General features: G+C 70.6%; 15 protein-coding genes and 1 riboswitch. Of the genes, 3 read left to right on the forward strand and 12 right to left on the reverse strand.

What is annotated here, in order from left to right; all coding sequences use genetic code 11:
* Positions 1 to 7: 7 nt before the first annotated feature.
* The 7 genes from ACIOKD_RS03205 to ACIOKD_RS03235 form a co-directional block, all read right to left on the reverse strand.
* Positions 8 to 448: a hypothetical protein gene (locus ACIOKD_RS03205; protein ID WP_402077396.1), complete on the reverse strand. Its 441-nt coding sequence runs from the start codon at positions 446 to 448 to the stop codon at positions 8 to 10.
* A 255-nt stretch (positions 449 to 703) separates the two neighbouring features.
* Positions 704 to 1378, reverse strand: a complete 675-nt coding sequence (locus tag ACIOKD_RS03210) for a response regulator (protein WP_402077400.1) — start codon at positions 1376 to 1378, stop codon at positions 704 to 706.
* The gene (locus tag ACIOKD_RS03215) at positions 1378 to 2619 is read right to left on the reverse strand and encodes a sensor histidine kinase (RefSeq protein ID WP_402077404.1); all 1242 of its coding nucleotides are present in this window, start codon (positions 2617 to 2619) and stop codon (positions 1378 to 1380) included. The genes ACIOKD_RS03210 and ACIOKD_RS03215 overlap by 1 nt, the downstream gene beginning before the upstream one ends.
* A 299-nt stretch (positions 2620 to 2918) precedes the next feature.
* Positions 2919 to 3569: a thymidine kinase gene (locus ACIOKD_RS03220; RefSeq protein ID WP_402077407.1), complete on the reverse strand. Its 651-nt coding sequence runs from the start codon at positions 3567 to 3569 to the stop codon at positions 2919 to 2921.
* A 93-nt stretch (positions 3570 to 3662) separates the two neighbouring features.
* Positions 3663 to 4850: an alkaline phosphatase family protein gene (locus ACIOKD_RS03225; protein ID WP_402077410.1), complete on the reverse strand. Its 1188-nt coding sequence runs from the start codon at positions 4848 to 4850 to the stop codon at positions 3663 to 3665.
* Complete coding sequence (locus tag ACIOKD_RS03230) at positions 4850 to 5437, reverse strand: DUF5998 family protein (RefSeq protein WP_307535894.1); 588 nt, start codon at positions 5435 to 5437, stop codon at positions 4850 to 4852. The genes ACIOKD_RS03225 and ACIOKD_RS03230 overlap by 1 nt, the downstream gene beginning before the upstream one ends.
* Before the next feature lie 41 nt (positions 5438 to 5478).
* Positions 5479 to 8514 (reverse strand): GNAT family N-acetyltransferase, encoded by a 3036-nt coding sequence (locus ACIOKD_RS03235; protein WP_402077416.1) that lies wholly within the window; start codon positions 8512 to 8514, stop codon positions 5479 to 5481.
* Between the two features lie 230 nt (positions 8515 to 8744).
* Between ACIOKD_RS03235 and ACIOKD_RS03240 the strand changes: the two genes are divergently transcribed.
* Positions 8745 to 9026 carry an HPr family phosphocarrier protein gene (locus ACIOKD_RS03240; RefSeq protein WP_107021509.1) on the forward strand — a complete coding sequence of 94 codons (282 nt, stop codon included), beginning with the start codon at positions 8745 to 8747 and terminating at the stop codon, positions 9024 to 9026.
* Between the two features lie 346 nt (positions 9027 to 9372).
* Here ACIOKD_RS03240 and ACIOKD_RS03245 read toward each other — a convergent pair whose 3' ends face one another.
* From ACIOKD_RS03245 to ACIOKD_RS03260, 4 genes are all read right to left on the reverse strand, one after another.
* Complete coding sequence (locus ACIOKD_RS03245) at positions 9373 to 10065, reverse strand: GntR family transcriptional regulator (protein ID WP_402077419.1); 693 nt, start codon at positions 10063 to 10065, stop codon at positions 9373 to 9375.
* A gap of 285 nt (positions 10066 to 10350) precedes the next feature.
* Positions 10351 to 11136: a M23 family metallopeptidase gene (locus ACIOKD_RS03250; protein ID WP_402077421.1), complete on the reverse strand. Its 786-nt coding sequence runs from the start codon at positions 11134 to 11136 to the stop codon at positions 10351 to 10353.
* A 12-nt stretch (positions 11137 to 11148) separates the two neighbouring features.
* A riboswitch (cyclic di-AMP (ydaO/yuaA leader) is annotated at positions 11149 to 11304 on the reverse strand.
* A gap of 246 nt (positions 11305 to 11550) precedes the next feature.
* Positions 11551 to 12939 (reverse strand): M16 family metallopeptidase, encoded by a 1389-nt coding sequence (locus ACIOKD_RS03255; protein WP_402077424.1) that lies wholly within the window; start codon positions 12937 to 12939, stop codon positions 11551 to 11553.
* Positions 12936 to 14321 carry a M16 family metallopeptidase gene (locus tag ACIOKD_RS03260; RefSeq protein WP_402077693.1) on the reverse strand — a complete coding sequence of 462 codons (1386 nt, stop codon included), beginning with the start codon at positions 14319 to 14321 and terminating at the stop codon, positions 12936 to 12938. The genes ACIOKD_RS03255 and ACIOKD_RS03260 overlap by 4 nt, the downstream gene beginning before the upstream one ends.
* A 437-nt stretch (positions 14322 to 14758) precedes the next feature.
* On the opposite strand from ACIOKD_RS03260, the gene ACIOKD_RS03265 reads away from it, so the two are divergent.
* The gene (locus ACIOKD_RS03265) at positions 14759 to 17209 is read left to right on the forward strand and encodes a DNA topoisomerase (ATP-hydrolyzing) subunit A (RefSeq protein ID WP_402077426.1); all 2451 of its coding nucleotides are present in this window, start codon (positions 14759 to 14761) and stop codon (positions 17207 to 17209) included.
* On the opposite strand, the gene ACIOKD_RS03270 is transcribed toward ACIOKD_RS03265, so the two are convergent.
* Positions 17206 to 18336, reverse strand: coding sequence for a CobW family GTP-binding protein (locus ACIOKD_RS03270; RefSeq protein ID WP_402077428.1), 1131 nt, complete (start codon positions 18334 to 18336; stop codon positions 17206 to 17208). The two genes, ACIOKD_RS03265 and ACIOKD_RS03270, sit on opposite strands and share 4 nt — an antisense overlap.
* A 320-nt stretch (positions 18337 to 18656) precedes the next feature.
* Between ACIOKD_RS03270 and ACIOKD_RS03275 the strand changes: the two genes are divergently transcribed.
* Positions 18657 to 19181 (forward strand): DUF6082 family protein, encoded by a 525-nt coding sequence (locus tag ACIOKD_RS03275; protein ID WP_402077431.1) that lies wholly within the window; start codon positions 18657 to 18659, stop codon positions 19179 to 19181.
* Positions 19182 to 19264 lie beyond the last annotated feature (83 nt).

The following is a 19264-nucleotide window of genomic DNA, read 5'->3' on the forward strand; positions in this document are numbered from 1 at the left end:
ATCCGGGTCAGGAGCCGAGCGGCGGCATGGAGAGGGTGACGCCGGAATCCGAGCAGTGTCCCTGCGCGTCCTCCTGGAGGTTCTTCACGTCCTTCGTGGACGGCGCTTCGGGGGACTTCTTGGCGGCCCCGAGCGCCCACCCCTCGTACTGGGAGATCTTGGCTCCGAGGTAACCGTCCTTCATCTGCGCGCGACGCTCGTCGCCGGTTTCCTTCCACCACTTCTCCGCGTCCGGCACGGGGCCGGTGGAGATCCCCTCGGCCTCGGTGACGATGCGCTGCGCCAGCTTGCAGTCCTCGGCGGACGCCTGGCTGAGCTCGTTGCGGTCCTGCCACCAGTACCCCGCCCCGGCGGCCAGGGCCGCGGCGATCACGGCCGTGACCGCGCCGATGACGAGGCGGTTCCGCTTGCGGTTCTGTGTGGTGGGCGTGGTGGGCATGGTGCTCATCGGGTCCTCCAGTGTGGTTCTCGGCCGCGTTCGGCGACAGTGAGAAGTCTGGAGTTCGGCGGCCCGCCGGGCATCGGCCACGAATCTGAGATCGGACGCGACGGATCTGGCCCACCGGGCGGGGTGGCTCCTGCACCCCCAGGGGCAGAATCCGGCGGCGCCTCTGCACCCTCAGGGGGAGGGACGGAACTCTCGGGGGAAGGACCGCAACTCTCAGGGGGAGGGACGGAACTCTCGGGGGAAGGACCGCAACTCTCAGGGGGAGGGACGGACGAGCCCCGACTCGTAGGCGAACGCGACGGCCTGGGCACGGTCCCGCAGGTGCAGTTTCGCCATGAGGTTGCCCAGGTGCGTTTTCACCGTGGCCTGCGCGACATACAGGTCCGCCGCGATCTCGGCGTTGGACAGTCCCCGGGCGACCAGGGCGAGCACGTCCCGCTCGCGCGCGGTGAGGACGTCCAGCCGTTCGCCCTGTCCGTTAGCCGGTCCCAGCCGGTCGGAGACCCGGTCGAGGAGCAGCCGGGTGATACGCGGCGCCACCACCGACTCCCCCGCGGCCAGGACCCGGATGGCGTTCACGACCTCCGCGGCGGGAGCGTTCTTCAGTAGGAAGCCGCCCGCTCCGCTGCGCAGCGCCGCGAACGCGTCCTCGTCGTTGTCGAAGGTGGTCAGCACCAGCACCCCGGGTGGATCGTCCATCCGCATCAGCTGCTCCGTGGCCTGGATGCCGTCCATGACGGGCATGCGGATGTCCATGATGACGACGTCCGCCTCGACCTTTCGCAGCAGGTCGAGGGCGTCCGCCCCGTTCTCCGCCTCACCCACGACCTCGATGTCGTCCTGACCGGCCAGCACCATGGAGAAACCGGCCCGGATCAGCGGCTGGTCGTCCACCACGGCCACCCGGATCGGCCTGCCTGCCTGCGTCATCACTTCGTCCTTGTCGGAATCGAGGCACGTACGTGCCATCCGCTGCCGAGCCGGGGGCCGGCCTCGAAGCTGCCGCCGGCCAGCTCCGCCCGCTCGCGCATCCCCACGAGCCCGTTGCCTCCGGAGCGCCCACCGATGCCGCGGCCGGCGAGGGTGCCCGCTCCGTCGTCGACCACACCGATCAGCAGTGTGCCCTGCTCCTCGTGGAGCCGGATGTCGACCCCGGCCCCGGCTCCGGCATGGCGGAGCACGTTCGTGAGGCACTCCTGGACGATACGGAAGGCCGTCATCTCCTCCGCCGGCGACAGCCGTCCTTCGCCGACCTCGACCGACACGTCCACGGTCAGCCCTGCCGCCCGTGCGCGTTCGGCGACGACCTTGATCTCGTCGAGGGTGACGAGGCGCCGTGCCGGGCCGCTGTCGGCGGAGTCCGGGTTCCCCTCGCGCAGCACCCGGACGACGCGGTGCATGTCGTCGATCGCGTCCCGGCCCGTCGCCGCGATCGTCTTCAGCGCGGACTGCGCCATGTCCGGCGACTTCCGCAGCACGGACTCGGCGCCGTCGGCCTGGAGGATCATCACGGCCAGGCTGTGCGCCACCACGTCGTGCAGTTCACGGGCGATCTCGGCCCGCTCCCGGGCCGCGGCCAGCCGGACGCGCTGCTCCTGTTCCCGCTCGACGTGCCAGGCGCGGGCCGCCTGGCTCTCGGCGTAGAGGCGCCGCGTGTGCAGGGCGAAGGCCGTCAGCCAGACCGTCAGCGTCAGTCCCCAGAGGATCAGGAGCGATTCGAGATCGACGGACGGCTCGATGCCGGGAGCCGCCGTCTCCACCGTCCCGGCCGCCGAGGCCAACAGCACCACGCCGCCCGCGAGATACGGCATCCAGGGCGTCCGGGAATGGTGGATGACCGACATCATGGCGAACAGCACGGCCACGTCGTACGAGGCCGGCGCCGACGCCAGCGGAAGTTCGGGCAGTCCGTGCAGGGCGAACTGGACGACGCTCAGCGTCAGGACGGCTGCCAGCACCGTGCCGGGGAACGGTCTGCGGGCCAGCAGGCACAGTGCCATCAGCCCGCCCAGGAGCAGGTCGTACTCAGCTCCGTAGTACTGCGCCGCCACCAGGACCGCCAGCGCGATACCCATGTCGCATGCACGGGCGACGGCGCGTCCGTACCGGCCGGACAGCGTCATCCAGGGCGACGGGACCGGGGCCGTCCTCTCCTCAGCCAACCGTCGCACCTTTCTCTCCGCCAGACGCGCAACCGCGTGAGCCTGCGCTACAAGTGCCGTCGGACGGCGCAGACTTCATGATGAGGGCGATGTCCTCTTGGCCCCATCCTGCCTCAGCGTGGGACCGGTGTGCGGCACAGCGGCCCGGGCGTCTCATGGACCGAGGGCCCGTCGTTGCTCGACTCCGGCGTCCACTCGCCCAGCTCCCCGAGCCGGTGAAGGCGCCGGGGTCCGGAGTCCGCACCCCTCACGCGGGCGGCCCATCGGCAGCGGACGCGCCCCCACCGGGGCACAGGGAAGTGCGAGGCTCAAGAGGGAGCAAACGGCAGGACGTCCGGCGAGAGCGCGCCCGCACGCCCAGCGGCACTCGTCATGCGGCGGCGGTGGTGACGCCGGCACAGCACCTCGTAGCCGACCTCCGCGGTCGGGCGGTTCACATCGCCGACGACGACCTGCTCACCCTCCACCACCATCTCGCCATCCACCGTGCGGGCATTGTGCGTTGCACGCGCCCCGCACCAGCACATCGCCTCCACCTGGAGCGCCTCTATCCGGTCCGCCAGCTCGATCAGTCGCTGTGAGCCCGGGAAGAGCCTGGCGCGGAAATCGGTCGTGATCCCGAAGGCGAAAACGTCGAGGTCCAGGTCGTCCACGACCCGCGCCAACTGGTCGACCTGCTCGGACGCCAGGAACTGTGCCTCATCCACGATCAGGTAGTCGACCCTGTCGCCCTGCGACATTTGATGCACGACATAGCCGTACAGATCCATCTCCGGTGCCGTCTCGACAGCATCCGTCACCAGACCGAGCCGCGAAGACAGCTTCCCCTCCCCCGCCCGGTCATCACGTGTGAAGATCACGCCCTGTAGACCCCTTGCCGACCGGTTGTGGATTCGCTGCAGAGCCAGCGTCGACTTCCCGCAGTCCATGGTTCCGGAGAAGAAGACCAGCTCGGGCATGGGGGGTCCAGCACCTTTCAGCAGGGGTGAGGCAGCGGTGGAGCAAAGGCGGCGTGAGGGCTGAGCAGGGGGTGACGCGCCGCGGGCGGAGGGTCAGGAACGCACTTCCAGCAGCGGAATGTGCTGCTCCGCCGGGGTCATCGAGCCGTGGTTGCCGACCATCAGCGACTCCTTCGGCTCCCGCTCGGACGCGGTGATCAGGACGTCGTCCCGGGCGGCCGCGACCACGTCGCCGATGCGCGCGTACACCCGCTCGTCGATGTGCGGGCCGAACCAGCCCGCGGCGATCGCCTCGTCGCGCGAGGCCACCCAGAACTGCTCGCCGAGGACTTCACGCCAGCAGGTCAGGACGTCCGACTCGGCGCCCGGAACCGCGTACACGTGCCGGGCCCGGCCCTCGCCGCCGAGGAGGGCGACGCCCGCGCGCAGCTCCCAGTCCTCGTCGAAGTCGATCCGGTGCTGCTCACCGAAGGGGATGTCGATCATGCCGTGGTCGGCCGTGACGTACAGGGCCGCGCGCGGCGGAAGTTGCTCGGCCAGGCGCTGGACCAGCCGGTCCACGTACATGAGCTGTCCGCGCCAGGGGTCGGAGTCGACGCCGAAACGGTGTCCCTTGCCGTCGACCTCCGCGTAGTACGTGTAGACCAGCGAGCGGTCCCCCGCGGCCAGCTGCTCGGCCGCCATGTCCATGCGGTCCTCGCCGGTCAGCCGTCCGTGGAACGTGCCGCCGCTGAGCGCGATCTTGGTCAGGGGGGTGTTCTGGAAGTGCGGGGCCGACACCTGGGCCGTGTGCACACCCGCCGCGTCGGCCAGCTGGAACACCGTGGGATACGGCTGCCACTTGTCCGGCTTGGTCCAGGGGATCCAGCGAAGCTGGTTCATCAGCTCGCCGGTCTCCGGGTTGCGCACGGTGTAGCCGGGCAGCCCGTGCGCTCCAGGGGGCAGGCCGGTGCCGACCGAGGCCAGCGAGGTGGCGGTGGTCGCGGGATAGCCCGCCGTGAGCGGCCGGCCGGTGCCGCCGCGCGAGCTGCCCAGCAGGGAGCTCATGAACGGGGCCTCGTCCGGGTGCGCCTTCAGCTGTTCCCAGCCGAGGCCGTCGATCAAGAAGACGCAGTTCCGGTCGGCCGGGCTCAGTTCGCCCAGCGAGGCGGTCATGTCCGGTACGTCCATGCCCGCGGCCAGCGTGGGCAGGAGGTCGGCGAGCGAACCCGTTCCGTATGCGGGTACGGGCGCGGATTCGACGGTGAGCGGTTCGGGGTCGTCCCAGACTTGCTGGGACATCAGCGGGTGACGTCCGTGGTCGCCTCGGAGAGCGACTGCGCGAAGGCGAGCGTCTGGCGCACGGCGTCCGGCCCGTCACCGGCCTCGCTGACCCGCAGGCTCAGGTCGTCCGCCGTCGAACTGCCCGTGTAGCCGTGGTCCGCCTCGCAGTTGGAGTCGCCGCAGGCCGCCGGCTCCAGGTCGATACGGGCGACCGCGCCCCAGCCGATGGTGAGGACGACCTCGCGCGGCAGGGTCCCCACCACGTACTTCTCCGGGTTCGCCACGACCCGGCTGAGCACGACGGACGAGATACGGCCGAGCTTCACGGACTCGGTGGACGTCGTCGCGTACGGCGTGGGGGACGTGCTGTCCGCCGCCTGTTCGTCGGTGTGGCTCACGATGAAGCGGTTGCCCGTGAGGACGAGCACCGTGACATGCCGGCGCACCTCGTTCGCGTCGAACGTCGTCTCCTGGTGGACCAGATACGACCGGATGGGCTCGCCCCCTACAGCGGCCTCCACCGCCTCGGCCACAAGGGCCGGGTAGTAGCCGCTGCGCTCGATCGCCGCTCGCAGCCCCTGGGTCGTCGTACTGGTCTTGGCCATGACGTCCATTCTACGGGGGCGTACTGACTGCGAGGCACCGCTCAGTACACAGGAAGCGTGCGGGGCCCGAGGTCGTCGCGGGCGGGCGGCGGCGCGAGCCGTACGAAGGCACCGAGCACGCTCAGCCCGCGCGGGGCGACGACGACCGGTTCCAGGGACACGGAGACGACCTCGGGGTGGTCGTCGACAAGCCGTGACAGGCGCAGCAGCAGTTCTTCCAGTGCCGCGACGTCCGCCGGGGCCGAGCCGCGCCAGCCGAAGAGGAGGGGCGCGGTCCGGATGGATCGGACCAGTGAGGCGGCGTCGCGGTCGGTGACCGGAATCAGTCGGTGTGCGGTGTCTCCGAGCAGTTCCGACGCCGCTCCCGCGAGCCCGAAGGAGAGCACCGCTCCGGCGGCCGGGTCGATGACCGCCCGTACGACCGTGTCGATGCCGCGTGGCGCCATGCCCTGTACCACCGGGCGCAGTTCCTCGGGCTCCCCGAAGAGGCTGGTCAACTCGGTGTACGCGCGCCGCAGTTGCTCCTCGTCCGCCAGGTCGAGGCGGACGCCGCCCAGGTCGGCGCGGTGCCGCAGGTGCGGGGCCGTGGTCTTCAGCGCCACGGGGTAGCCGAGGCGCTCCGCCGCCGCGACCGCCTCTCCGGGGGTGGGGGCGGGCAGGGCGCGACGGACGTCGATGCCGTACCGGGCGAGGAGGGCGCAGGTGTCGTCGGGGCCGAGGGTGAGCGCGGCCTCCTCAGGTCCACTGGGCCGTGCATCCGGTTGAGCTTCCGGTTCTGCATCCGGTTCTGCTTCCGGTTGTGCTTCCGCCTCGGGTCGCGGTTGCGGTTGCGGTCGTGCGGCGGCGTCGGCCAGGAGCTGGTCGATCTGTTCGGCCGCGCCCTTCTCGTCGATGTCCTCGTACTCGGGCACCCGCCCCGGATCGGCGGACTCCTGCCGCCACTGGCCGTACTTCACGGCTTCGGCGAGCGCGCGCACGGCTCGCTCGGCGGCGGGATAGGCGGGGATGAGCCGGGAGTCCACCTCGGCGCTCTCCGTGCCGGCGCTCTCCGTACCCGCGCTCTCCGTCTCGACGCTCTCTGCCTCGACGCTCTCCGTCCCGGGGAGCACGGGAGCGGCTTGTGGTGGTGGACCGGCTGCTGCCGATGTGCTGCCGGTCGGTACGGCTTCCCCCGTCGCTGCGGTGTCGGCCGGTGCGGCGCCCCCGGCCGGTGCGGTGCCGGCTGCCGCGGACAGTGCCTCCGCGAGTCCACCCAGCTCCACGTGCACCACCAGAACCGGCTTGGCGGGAGCCGCCGCCGACGCCGAACGGAGGGCCTCCGCCAGAGCGGCGTCCGCCGCGGACCGCTCGCCCACCGCCGGAATCGCCGTGACCACGACGGCGTCGCAGGCGTCGTCGGCCAGAGCGTGCGCCAGCGCGGCACGGAAGTCCTCGGCCGTGGCGCCCGTCGTCAGGTCGCGGGGCGGCAGCGGCCGCAGCTCCTGGGCGAGACACGCGTCGTACGTCAGCAGCCCGAGCGACTCGGAGTTGCCGAGGATCGCCACCCTCGGGCCCGCGGGCAAGGGCTGGCGCGCCAGCAGCAGCCCCGCGTCGACCAGCTCCGTGATCGTGTCCACCCGGATGACCCCGGCCTGCCGCAGCAGGGCGGACACCGTGGCGTGGGGCAGCCGGGTGGCCCGTACCGCGTGCCCCTGGGGCGCGGCTCCGCCGTGCCGCGCGCCCTGGACGACGACCAGCGGCTTGGCCGCGGCCGTGCGCCGGGCGAGGCGGGTGAACTTCCGCGGATTGCCGATCGATTCGAGGTACATGAGCGCGACATCGGTGTCCGGGTCGTCGTACCAGTACTGAAGGACGTCGTTGCCGGACACGTCCGCGCGGTTGCCGGAGGAGACGAAGGTCGACACGCCCGTCACCCCGGTGACGCCGCCGCCGCGCCGGTGCAGACGGGACAGCAGCGCGATCCCGATGGCTCCGGACTGGGCGAACAGGCCGATGCGTCCGGTGCGCGGCATCTCCGGCGCGAGCGAGGCGTTGAGCCGGGTCCGGGGAGAGGTGTTGATGATTCCGAAGGCGTTCGGCCCGATCAGGCGCATTCCGTACGTACGCGCCTGGCGTACGAGCTCGCGCTGGCGCTCCCTGCCCTCGGTGCCGCTCTCGGCGTATCCCGCGGAGACCACGACCAGCCCCTGCACCCCGTGCTCGCCGCACTCCGCCACCGCTTCCGGGACCCGTTCGGCCGGGACGGCGATCACCGCGAGGTCGACGGGCTCGCCGATGTCACGCACGGAGCGGTGGGCCGGGACCCCGGCGAGCTCCTTCTCCTGAAGTGCTCCGTTCACCGCGTACAGGCGCCCGGTGAAGCCCGCGTCGCGCAGGTTCTCCAGGATGCTGCGGCCCACTCCCCCGGGTGTGCGGCCCGCTCCGACGACCGCGACCGAACCGGGGGCGAGGAGCCGGGCCACGGAACGCGCCTCCGCCCGCTGCTCCCGCGCGCGCTGCACGGCGAGCGAACGGTCGGTGGGCTCCAGGTCGAACTCCAGGCGTACGACGCCGTCCTCGAAGCTGCGCTTCTGCTGGTACCCGGCGTCCGTGAACACCTTGATCATCTTGCTGTTGGCGGGCAGCACCTCGGCGGCGAAGCGGCGGATGCCGCGCTCACGGGCGACGGCCGCGACATGTTCGAGCAGGGCGGAGGCCACGCCACGGCCCTGGTGGGCGTCCTGGACGAGGAAGGCGACCTCCGCCTCGTCCGCCGGGGCGGAGGCGGGCCGGCCGTCCGCGGCGATGCGGTCGTACCGTACGGTGGCGATGAATTCGCCGCCGACGGTCGCCGCGAGTCCCACCCGGTCCACGAAGTCGTGGTGGGTGAAGCGGTGGACGTCCTTGGCGGACAGACGCGGGTACGGCGCGAAGAAGCGGTAGTACTTCGACTCGGCGGACACCTGCTCGTAGAAGCTGACGAGACGGTCGGCGTCGTCGGCCGCGATGGGCCGGACGCGCGCGGTGCCGCCGTCGCGCAGGACGACGTCGGCCTCCCAGTGAGCGGGGTACTCGTGCCGGTCCGGCGGGGTCTGCATGGGGCCCAGAGTACGACTCGGGTCGGACAACGGCGGGTTCGCGTCCGGCGGGGGCCCGGGGCAGTCTGAGGGCCCGGGGCGATCGTGGGGCCGGGGCAGTCCTGGGACTGGGGCAGTCCTGGAGCCGGGGCAGTCCTGGAGTCGGGTCCGCACCCGCGCAAGGCACGCCTCACCGTTCACCGTATGGAACACTGGTCTAGACAACCTTGACACCTGAAGGGCAGCATCACATGGCTGAGCGCCGCGTCAACGTCGGCTGGGCCGAGGGCCTGCACGCCCGTCCCGCCTCCATCTTCGTCCGGGCGGCCACGGCCACCGGCGTCCCCGTGACGATCGCCAAGGCCGACGGGAACCCCGTCAACGCCGCGTCCATGCTCGCGGTCCTCGGCCTGGGCGCCCAGGGCGGCGAGGAGATCGTCCTGGCCTCCGACGCCGAGGGCGCGGACGCCGCGCTCGACCGTCTGGCGAAGCTGGTCGCCGAAGGTCTCGACGAGCTCCCCGAGACGGTCTGACCCGCAGGCATCCTCGGACCTCTTCGGACCTCCTCGGGCCTCGTCGGGCCCCCTCGGGCCTCCCGGATTCCGTCGGACCCCATCGGGCCCGTCGGATCCCGTACGGCGGAGCCGCGTCACCCCCACCCCGGGCGACGCGGCTCCGCCGTTTTTGCGCGCACGGGTTGCACGCACGGGTTTGCACGTACGGGGCCGGGAGCCGTTGTTTTCCTGCGCGTGGCGTATCGATTTCCGCCCGCTTCCGCGCGCACGAAAATGACGTGCCCGACAATTTCAGGCACGCGGAAGAAAAGGGCACCAGAAATAGGACCCCGCCGAATATCCCTCTTTGTATACGGCTCTTCTGTTAATGCCGCGGGCCCGCCGTGTTTACGGGATGTTGCGAAGTCCTCACACGCTCGGCGCGGCCACCGCCGGGGAACCGCAGCCGGTGGGCGGACGTCGCCCGCTCCGTGTGCAGCGCCGTGATCGTCCTCGCCCGGTCGCTGTCACCGCGGGCCACCGCGTCCACGATGGCCCCGTGCTCGGTCCAGGACTCGGCGGGGTGCGCGGACGCCTCGACCGAGTACATCCAGGCGATCTTGTGCCGCAGCTGGCCGAGCGTCGAGGTCAGCGCCGGGCTGCCCGAGGACTGCGCGAGCGTCTCGTGGAACCAGCCGCCGAGCGAGCGCAGATCCTCGCTGTTGCCCCGCCTCGCCCGCTCCTGACCGAGCCTGACCAGGCCGCGCAGCACCTTGAGATGGGCCTCGGTGCGCCGCTGGGCGGCACGGGCGGCGCCCAGTGGCTCCAGCAGCACGCGCATCTCCAGGAGGTCGGCGGCCTCCTGCTCCGTGGGTTCCGCGACGCACGCGCCCGCGTGCCGACGGGTGACCACGAAGCCCTCCGCCTCCAGGGTGCGCAGCGCCTCGCGCACGGGAACCCGCGAGACGCCGTAGCGGCGCGCGAGCAGTTCTTCGGTGAGCCGGCTGCCGCGCTCGTAGACACCCGCGACGATGTCGTCCCGGATCGCCGTGCATACCGAGCGCGCGGGAATACGCATGACCGGACCTCCGCCTTAATCCCCGCGAAACGCGGTCGATTGACGCTTGTTCGGTGACTCTATTGCAGAGAACGGGAAATTCCGAAGGCAGCCGGGAATCCATGGATATTTTTTGGACACACCGCGCTTGTGAACAGGCAGTCGTCCGGTGCGAAAGTGACCGGAAGCCGTCCGAAGGCGCGAAGGCCCCGGCTCGGTGAGCCGGGGCCGGGGCCTTCGACGGAGGCTGCCGTGCGGCAGTGCGGTGCCGTGCGGCAGTGCGGTGCGGTGCGGGGTGCCGTGCGGTCAGACGTTCACGCCGTGCCCGCGAAGGTACGCGACGGGGTCCATGTCGGATCCGTACTCCGCGGTCGTCCGCGCCTCGAAGTGCAGGTGCGCCCCCGTGACGTTGCCGGTCGCCCCGGAGAGGGCTATCTGCTGTCCCGGAGTGACCGTCTGGCCGACCGAGACACCGATGGACGAGAGATGCCCGTACTGGGTGTACGTGCCGTCAACCATCTTGATGACGACCTGGTTGCCGTAGGAGCCGCCCCAGCCTGCCTCCACGACGGTGCCGGAGCCCACCGCGTGCACGGCGGTACCACTGGCGGCGTGGAAGTCGATGCCGGTGTGGCTGCCGGAGGACCAGACGCCGCCACCGGCCTGGTAGGAGGTGGAGACGTACGAGCCGGTGATCGGCGCGGTGTAGGCGTTGAGGCGCTTGCGCTCGGCCTCGCGGGCCGCACGGACCTTGGCCTCGCGCTCCTCCTCGGCCTTCGCCTTGGCCTTGGCCGCGGCTTCCGCCGCACGCTTCTCAGCGGCGGCCTCGGCCTTCTCGCGGGCGGCGGCCTGCTCGGCGGCCTGGCGCTGGGCGGCGGCCTGCGCGTCGATCTCGTGGGCGACCAGGTCGTCCATGGTGACGGCCTTGAGGGGACCTGTCTGCTCGATCTCGCTCTCGGCGGCGAACGCCGGGGCGGCCAGCGTGCCCACGACACCGGTGGTGGCCAGGGCGGCGACGCCGACGGTCCTGCGGGTGGTGCGCGTCATGCGGCTGGGAAGACGGTGCTTCCCTGTGGCGCGGGTGAACGCCATGAAGTGGCTGGTCCTTTCCTTCCTTCTCGCCTACCGGGTTAGCTGACGGGTTCGGAGCAGGAAGGTCTCCTACGGACCCCCTTCGGGAAGGGCGTCCGATTCACCCCAGGGACATGGGTCCCCGGCTCCCCTGGCTCGCGCCGTACGGGGACTCGGCGATGACTGTCCGGTGCCGCGGACGCGGCGCAGTGCCTGACGAACAGCCGGACCGACGCTAAGCGGCGCCTCTTTCAATAGACAAACGGATCACCATTTTTGTAGCGCACGCCACAGGGCAGACAGGCAACTTCCCTGCAATACGGACACACCGTGGGCGTAGAAGGACAGGAAAGGGCCCGGGTGACTCGTCCAGCCACCCGGGCCCCGGCCGTGACAGGTCCTGCTCGATCTCAGGCCCTGCCCGGTCACCGATCCCTACTCGGCTCGCACGACGCTGACTTCGCCGACGCCGAGGGCCCTGACGGGCTCCTCGATCTGCGCCGCGTCACCGACGAGGACGGTCACCAGACGGTCCACCGGGAACGCGTTCACGGCTGCCGCGGTGGCCTCCACGGTGCCGGTCGCGGCGAGCTGCTTGTACAGCGTCGCCTGGAAGTCGTCCGGCAGATGCTGTTCGACCTGGTCGGCGAGCGTGCCCGCGACGGCGCCCGCGGTCTCGTACTTCAGGGGCGCCACACCCACCAGGTTCTGCACGGCGACATCGCGCTCGGCGTCCGTCAGGCCCTCGGCTGCGAGGGTGCGCAGCACCTTCCACAGGTCGTCGAGCGCCGGGCCGGTGTTCGGGGTGTCCACGGAGCCGCTGATGGCGAGCATCGAGACGCCCGTCCCGTCCGGAGCGGAGCGCAGCACCTGGCCGAACGCCCGCACACCGTAGGTGTATCCCTTCTCCTCGCGCAGGACACGGTCCAGGCGCGAGGTGAGGGTGCCACCGAGGCAGTACGTGCCGAGCACCTGGGCGGGCCACACGCGGTCGTGCCGGTCCGCGCCGACGCGGCCGATGAGCAGCTGCGTCTGGACGGCTCCGGGCCGGTCGACGATGATCACGCGGCCGGTGTCGTCGGCGGTCACCGAGGGCACGGGGCGCGCCTGGGCCTGCGATCCGGTCCAGGCACCGAGCGTGTCCCCGAGCAGCGCGTCGAGGTCGACGTCCGTGAGGTCGCCGACGACGACCGCGGTGGCCGTGGCGGGGCGCACGTGCTTCTCGTAGAAGGCGCGGACGGCCGCCGAGTCGATCGCGGTGACCGTCTCCTCGGTGCCCTGGCGCGGACGCGACATCCGCAAGTCCGCCGGGAAGAGCTGCCGGGACAGCTCCTTGGCGGCCCGCCGGGCCGGGTTGGCGCTCTCGTGCGGGATCTCGTCGAGCCGGTTGCGCACCAGCCGCTCGATCTCGCCGTCCTCGAAGGCGGGTGCCCTGAGGGCGTCGGCGAGCAGGCCGAGCGCCTTGGGCAGGCGGGAGACGGGGACTTCGAGGCTGAGCCGTACGCCGGGGTGGTCCGCGTGGGCGTCGAGCGTGGCGCCGCAGCGCTCCAGCTCGGCGGCGAACTCCTCGGCCGAGTGCTTGTCGGTGCCCTCCGAGAAGGCCCGCGCCATGATCGTGGCGATGCCGTCGAGGCCCTTGGGCTCGGCCTCCAGCGGGGCGTCCAGGAGGATCTCCACCGCGACGACCTGCTGGCCGGGGCGGTGGCAGCGCAACAGCGTCAGGCCGTTGCCGAGGGTGCCGCGCTCGGGCGCCGGGAAGGCCCAGGGCCTGGCCTCGCCGGCCTGGGGCTGCGGGTGGAACTCCATCGTGGCGAGCTCGGTCACTTGGCCGCCTCCTCGTCGGTGTTGTCGGCGGCGCCGCCGCCGGCCTCGGCGGCGTCGGTCTCTTCGGGCGCGTCGGTCTCGTCCGGGGCGAGCGGCTCGTAGACCAGCACCGCGCGGTTGTCAGGGCGCAGACGGGCCTTGGCGACCTCCTGGACCTCCTCCGCGGTGATGTCGAGAACGCGCTGCACGGCGGTCAGGGCGAGCTGGGGGTCGCCGAACAGGACCGCGTAGCGGCACAGTTCGTCGGCGCGGCCCGCGACCGTGCCGAGACGGTCCAGCCACTCGCGCTCCAACTGGGCCTGGGCGCGCTCCATCTCCTCGGCAGTGGGGCCCTCCTCGGCGAACCGGGCGAGCTCCTCGTCGACGGCGGTCTCGATGACCGGGACCTCGACGTCGCCGGACGTCTTCACGTCGAGCCACCCCAAGGAGGGCGCTCCGGCGAGGCGCAGCAGGCCGAACCCGGCCGCGACGGCGGTGCGGTCACGGCGTACGAGCCGGTTGTAGAGCCGGGACGACTCGCCGCCGCCGAGCACGGTCAGGGCGAGGTCGGCGGCGTCCGACGCGCGCGTGCCGTCCTCCGGCAGCCGGTAGGCGGCCATCAGCGCGCGCGCCGGGACCTCCTCCTCGACGACCTCGCGCAACTGTCCGCCCATGGTCTCCGGGAGCGAGCCGTCGCGCGGGGCGGGCTTGCCGTCGTGTCCCGCGATGGAACCGAAGTACTTCTCGACCCAGGCGAGCGTCTGCTCCGGGTCGATGTCCCCGACGATCGACAGCACGGCGTTGTTGGGCGCGTAGTAGGTGCGGAAAAAGGCGCGCGCGTCCTCAAGGGTGGCCGCGTCCAGGTCTGCCATCGACCCGATCGGGGTGTGGTGGTAGGGGTGGCCCTCCGGGTACGCGAGGGCGGTCAGCTTCTCGAAGGCGGTGCCGTAGGGAACGTTGTCGTAACGCTGCCTGCGCTCGTTCTTGACGACGTCCCGCTGGTTGTCCATCGACTCGTCGTCGAGCGCGGCGAGCAGCGAACCCATACGGTCGGCCTCCAGCCAGAGAGCGAGCTCCAGCTGGTGCGTCGGCATGGTCTCGAAATAGTTGGTGCGCTCGAAACTCGTCGTGCCGTTGAGCGAACCGCCCGCTCCCTGGACCAGTTCGAAGTGGCCGTTGCCCTTCACCTGGCCGGAACCCTGGAACATCAGGTGCTCGAAGAGGTGGGCGAGCCCGGTGCGGCCCGCGACCTCGTGACGCGAGCCGACGTCGTACCAGAGGCACACCGCCGCGACCGGGGTCAGGTGGTCCTCGGAGAGCACCACACGCAGGCCGTTGGCCAGGCGGTGCTCGGTCGCTGTCAGGCCGCCGGAACCGGCCTCGGCTGTGGCCGTGTGACCCATGGGCATGTACGTCCCTTCGATCGCGGAAAACTGCTGAATTCCTGCTAGTCGTGCCACTGTATGCAAGCGCGCGGACAGCTGGCGAAGTTCCCGCATCGGGTACGCCGAGAGCGAGCACGCGAGCATCATGGGCATCCCGTACGGCTGTACGGGCACCCGCACTCCTCCGAGGGAGCCCTTCAGGGGCGCGGGGAACTTGCGCGACCGGTGAGGCGGTAGCGTCCTCAGACCTCCGCGGGCAGTCGCGGGTCGCGCTCGTGGAGCCTCCGGGGCCGCCTCGATCGGGGCCCGCCGGGCCTGTTGGGGCGGTCGCGCACCCGGCCCGACAGGCCCGTACGGACGGGTCGTGGTCCGCGTTGTCAGTACTGCGGTCCACAATGGACCGCGTCAGAACCCGTTCATGCCCCGGCAGAGACTGTGAAGGAGTCGCAGCAGCGATGGCCCGCCGCAGCACGAAGACCCCGCCTTCCGACGACTTCGAGGAGCGCATCCTCGACATCGACGTCGTCGACGAGATGCAGGGCTCTTTTCTTGAGTACGCGTACTCGGTCATCTACTCCCGAGCCCTGCCGGACGCCCGCGACGGCCTCAAGCCCGTGCACCGCCGCATCGTCTACCAGATGAACGAGATGGGGCTCCGCCCCGACCGCGGCTATGTGAAGTGCGCCCGCGTCGTCGGCGAGGTCATGGGTAAGCTCCACCCCCACGGCGACGCGTCGATCTACGACGCGCTGGTCCGCCTGGCCCAGCCCTTCTCCATGCGGCTGCCCCTGGTCGACGGCCACGGCAACTTCGGTTCGCTGGGCAACGACGACCCGCCGGCCGCCATGCGGTACACCGAGGCGAGGATGGCCGACGCCACCTCCCTCATGACGGAGTCGATCGAAGAGAACACCGTCGACTTCAGCCCGAACTACGACGGCCAGGAGCAGGAGCCGTCGGTCCTCCCGGCCGCGTATCCGAACCTCCTGGTCAACGGCGCGTCAGGCATCGCGGTCGGCATGGCGACGAACATGGCGCCGCACAACCTCGGCGAGGTCATCGCCGCCGCCCGCCATCTGATCCGCCACCCCGGGGCCGATCTCGAAACGCTCATGAAGTACGTCCCGGGCCCCGACCTGCCCACGGGCGGCCGGATCGTCGGCCTGTCCGGCATCAGGGACGCGTACGAGTCGGGTCGCGGCACCTTCAAGATCCGCTCGACGGTGTCGGTGGAGAACGTGACGGTGCGCCGCAAGGGCCTCGTCGTCACCGAACTGCCCTTCACCGTCGGCCCGGAGAAGGTGATCGCGAAGATCAAGGACTTGGTCGGCTCGAAGCGGCTGCAGGGCATCGCCGACGTCAAGGACCTCACCGACCGCTCGCACGGCCTGCGCCTGGTCATCGAGGTCAAGAACGGCTTCGTACCGGAGGCGGTCCTGGAGCAGCTCTACAAGCTGACGCCGATGGAGGAGTCCTTCGGCATCAACAACGTGGCGCTGGTGGACGGCCAGCCGCTCACACTGGGCCTCAAGGAACTGCTGGAGGTGTACCTCGACCACCGGTTCGAGGTCGTGCGCCGCCGCAGCGAGTTCCGCCGCACCAAGAAGCGCGACCGGCTGCACCTGGTCGAGGGCCTGCTCGTCGCCCTGCTGGACATCGACGAGGTCATCCGCCTCATCCGCTCCAGTGAGAACTCCGCCCAGGCCAAGCAGCGCCTGATCGAGCACTTCTCACTGAGCGAGATCCAGACGCAGTACATCCTGGACACGCCGCTGCGCCGGCTGACCAAGTTCGACCGCATCGAGCTGGAGACCGAGCGCGACCGCCTCAACGGCGAGATCGACGAGCTGACCGGCATCCTGGACTCGGACGCCGAACTGCGCAAGATGGTGTCGGCCGAACTGGCCGCGGTGGCCAAGAAGTTCGGCACCGACCGGCGTACGGTGCTGCTGGAGTCCGCCGGTTCCGCCGCCACGGCCGTTCCGCTGCAGGTGGCGGACGACCCGTGCCGGGTGCTCCTGTCGTCGACGGCACTGCTCGCGCGTACGGCCAACGGTGACCCTTTCGGGGAGAGCGAGGGCAGGCGCGTCAAGCACGATTTGATCGTCTCCGCCGTCCCGGCGACGGCCCAGGGCGAGATCGGCGCGGTCACGTCCAGCGGACGGCTCCTGCGGATCAACGTCATCGACCTCCCGCAGCTGCCCGAGACCGCCTCGGCTCCCAATCTCTCGGGGGGCGCGCCGATCTCGGAGTTCCTGAATCTGGAGGGCGACGAGCAGGTGGTCTGCCTGATGACGCTGGACGAGTCGTCGCCGGGCCTGGCGCTCGGCACACAGCAGGGTGTGGTCAAGCGCGTGGTCCCGGACTACCCGTCGAACAAGGAGGAACTGGAGGTCATCACACTCAAGGACGGTGACCGGATCGTCGGCGGGGCCGAGTTGCGCACCGGCGAGGAGGACCTCATCTTCATCACCGACGACGCGCAATTGCTGCGCTACCAGGCGTCCCAGGTGCGTCCGCAGGGCCGGCCAGCGGGCGGTATGACGGGTGTGAAACTCACGGACGGCGCCAAGGTCATTTCGTTCACGGCCATCGACCCGGCCGTGGACGCGGTGGTCTTCACCGTGGCCGGCTCGCGGGGCACACTGGACGACTCGGTCCAGACCACGGCCAAACTGACCCCGTTCGACCAGTACCCGCGCAAGGGCCGCGCCACGGGTGGCGTGCGCTGCCAGCGGTTCCTGAAGGGCGAGGACTGCCTGAGCCTGGGCTGGGCGGGCCCCGCTCCCGCACGGGCCGCGCAGAAGGACGGGACGCCCGCGGAGCTGCCGGAGATGGACCCGCGCCGCGACGGCTCGGGTGTCTCCCTGGCGAAGACGGTGTCGGTGGTGGCGGGCCCGGTCTAGAGCTCGCCGTCCGGCAGGTCGGCCCCACCACCCCGACCTGCCACCTCCTGCTCCTGCTCCTGCTCCTGCTCCTGCTCCTGCTCCTGTACGTATCGCAGGACGCCCCACATGCTGCGCTCGTCGGCGTGTGGGGCGTCGTCCTTGCAGGCTTGCAGTTCCTTGCCGAGCGCGAGGGCGTCGATGCCGGACCCGATGAGCACGAGCTGGGTGAGCCGCTCACCCGGAGCCCAGGGTTCCGGGTAGAAGCGCAGAAACCGGCCCACCGCGTGCACCGTGTACCGGTTGTGCGGATCGGCGGCGCCGAAGTCAACGTATCCCTTGATCCGGTACAGGCCGTCGGGCCTGCTGTCGAGGAAGTCCATCAACCGCCGGGGCCCGAGGGGCACTTCGGAGGTGAAGGAGACGGACTCGTAGGCGGAGTGCAGGTGCCCGAGGTGTTCCTGGGCCCCGCCGTCGCCGTGGTCACGGTCCTCGTCCCGGTGCAGGTCGTCGAAGGACAACTGGCCGATACGTTCCTCGGTCGGCCGGCAGTCGAAGAGGAACTCGGGGTCGATCCTCCCGTACGAGGCGGGTACGACAGCGGCACCGTCGACGAGCGTACGCACGAGCCGGATCACGCGGTCGGGGTCCGCCGCGCGGTCCGCCTTGTTGACGACGACCAGGTCGGCGATGGCGAGGTGCCGGTCGATCCCGGGATGCTTCTCACGGGTGGCGTCGAACTCTGCGGCGTCGACGACCTCCACCAGTCCGCCGTAGACGATGTGCGGATTCTCGCTGGCCAGGAGCATCTTCACCAGCTCCTGCGGCTCGGCGAGACCGCTCGCCTCGATGACGATCACGTCGATCCGGGACGAGGGCCGGGCGAGCCGGTCCAGATACAGATCGAGTTCGCTGGCGTCGACGGCGCAGCACAGGCACCCGTTGCCCAGCGAGACGGTGGAGTCGCCGAGCGCGCCGGCCACGGCCATGGCATCGATCTCGATGGCGCCGAAGTCGTTCACGATGGCACCGATACGGCTGCCTCCGCTTCGGTGCAGGAGGTGGTTGAGCAACGTGGTCTTCCCGGAACCGAGGAAACCGGCGAGGACGAGGACCGGGATCTGCTGAGGGCTCGCCTGACTCGACACGCGACCTCTCTCACACCAATTGCGTGCTCCGGCTCGCGTACCGGCTCTCACGACGGGGGACGAATGCCCGCCAAGGATACGAGCCGCCCCGGAAAGCGCTGGAAGTGAACGATTGTTAGCGGCGCTCGCGGGGCACACGTTGGGCAAGGCGCCGAGTTGCGCGACCCGCGCTTACCTCCGTGCGCCGCCTCTCCGCCTCCCAGCCGATCAGACCCGCTCGGGCACCCTGGGAGACGGCAAGCGCCGCCCAACGCTCGCCGGTCCCCATCAGTCGACCCGCACCGACGACCGGCGGACGGCCGCCTGATCCGGGGGTTGACATGGCCACACAGAACTTTGGCATACGAGGGTGCAGCTCGGCAGCAGCAGCCGGGGTTGCCTTCGCGGCCGCCGTCGGTGTTCTCGTCGCGCAACAGCGGCAGTCCAGAAGGGTCCGCCTGAGCGAACAGCAGCACATCAACCTTGCCAACCAGCAGCGCCTTCACTGGGAGCTGCTGAGCAAAGCGCTGGAGGACCCGTCACTGGCCGCTGTTCTCGACACGCACGCCGGTGCGATTCCACCATCCAAGTACCGGCAGCTCCTTTTCGCCAACGGGTTGTACACCAACGCGCTCCTGGCTTACCGCATCGGCAACGTCAACCGAGCCGAACTCTTCGGCCACCTGCGCCACACCGTGCAGAATCCGATCTTTCGCGAGTACTGGGAGGCAACTCGGTCGGCGCGCGCCAGTCTTGTGGCGGATTCGGTCGAAGCCCGGGTGGGCCGGATGATGGACAACCTCATCAATGACCTGGACGAAGCCGACACCGACGAGTGGTGGGTCGTAGGAGACCCGCCCGAGTGAATCCATCCGAGCGCCCAGACTCCGCGCAGCACGGTGAACAGGTGACCTGATTCGTCGCGCGCGACAGCAAGGCTCGAACAGCT

Origin of the sequence: Streptomyces sp. NPDC087844 (assembly GCF_044742785.1) — a bacterium.
Classification (GTDB): domain Bacteria; phylum Actinomycetota; class Actinomycetes; order Streptomycetales; family Streptomycetaceae; genus Streptomyces.

Excerpts from the sequence above, each read along its gene's own strand:
- ACIOKD_RS03240 (WP_107021509.1), top strand. The coding sequence starts at position 8,745 with ATGGCTGAGCGCCGCGTCAACGTCGGCTGGGCCGAGGGCCTGCACGCC.
- ACIOKD_RS03225 (WP_402077410.1), bottom strand. The coding sequence starts at position 4,850 with ATGTCCCAGCAAGTCTGGGACGACCCCGAACCGCTCACCGTCGAATCC.
- ACIOKD_RS03205 (WP_402077396.1), bottom strand. The coding sequence starts at position 448 with ATGAGCACCATGCCCACCACGCCCACCACACAGAACCGCAAGCGGAAC.
- ACIOKD_RS03230 (WP_307535894.1), bottom strand. The coding sequence starts at position 5,437 with ATGGCCAAGACCAGTACGACGACCCAGGGGCTGCGAGCGGCGATCGAG.
- ACIOKD_RS03260 (WP_402077693.1), bottom strand. The coding sequence starts at position 14,321 with ATGGGTCACACGGCCACAGCCGAGGCCGGTTCCGGCGGCCTGACAGCG.
- ACIOKD_RS03265 (WP_402077426.1), top strand. The coding sequence starts at position 14,759 with ATGGCCCGCCGCAGCACGAAGACCCCGCCTTCCGACGACTTCGAGGAG.
- ACIOKD_RS03245 (WP_402077419.1), bottom strand. The coding sequence starts at position 10,065 with ATGCGTATTCCCGCGCGCTCGGTATGCACGGCGATCCGGGACGACATC.
- ACIOKD_RS03250 (WP_402077421.1), bottom strand. The coding sequence starts at position 11,136 with ATGGCGTTCACCCGCGCCACAGGGAAGCACCGTCTTCCCAGCCGCATG.
- ACIOKD_RS03210 (WP_402077400.1), bottom strand. The coding sequence starts at position 1,378 with ATGACGCAGGCAGGCAGGCCGATCCGGGTGGCCGTGGTGGACGACCAG.
- ACIOKD_RS03220 (WP_402077407.1), bottom strand. The coding sequence starts at position 3,569 with ATGCCCGAGCTGGTCTTCTTCTCCGGAACCATGGACTGCGGGAAGTCG.
- ACIOKD_RS03235 (WP_402077416.1), bottom strand. The coding sequence starts at position 8,514 with ATGCAGACCCCGCCGGACCGGCACGAGTACCCCGCTCACTGGGAGGCC.
- ACIOKD_RS03275 (WP_402077431.1), top strand. The coding sequence starts at position 18,657 with ATGGCCACACAGAACTTTGGCATACGAGGGTGCAGCTCGGCAGCAGCA.